This is a genomic window from Dellaglioa sp. CoH-57-MRSF-17 (assembly GCF_056782015.1).
The window spans coordinates 1-498 of sequence record NZ_JBXAXY010000042.1 but is presented as its reverse complement, the minus strand read 5'-3'; the positions used below and the strand labels follow the sequence as shown (position 1 = coordinate 498).

General features: G+C 55.8%; 1 protein-coding gene. It reads right to left on the bottom strand.

Features of this window, described 5'->3' with window-relative positions:
- The coding region (locus AC1RPJ_RS07755) for a hypothetical protein (protein WP_481762840.1) at window positions 1-498 on the bottom strand (498 nt) is incomplete at both ends.

Below are 498 nucleotides of genomic sequence, written 5' to 3'. Positions count from 1 at the left end.
CCGAGCCACATGATTCTCGAAGGGTTGGAGCACGGTGACGTTGGCAGCATTATTTCGGCTTAGGCCGACGATCTGGACTGTGAGCTGCGGGAACGTCCGGCTAAGAAACGGGCGAAGGGAAAGAAAAGCCGTCTGCATACCGTCCACGGTGAACCCATTGAGGTAGGTGACGAATACTGGTCGGATTCTCTCGACGAGGTTGTGGCGGTGGTTCGCCTCATTGAGGGTGATCTCGTTGAGGTAAAACCGCTCCACGCCATTGGGTATAACACATACACTGTTCGGTCCTGCGATCTCGATTTCTTGGAGGACGAGGGCCCTTATGAAGAAGAAGATGACGAAGACGAGAGCACAACGCTGGAATGCGATCGATACGAAGGTGCGTCGGTGAAATTCGAGCTTACTGACGACCCCTCGAAGGTTGCGGCTGTCACCCGTATCGGTGGCGTCTCGATCACGCTGCGCGTTGGCGGTGTCGCGATCACGACCACAATGAGC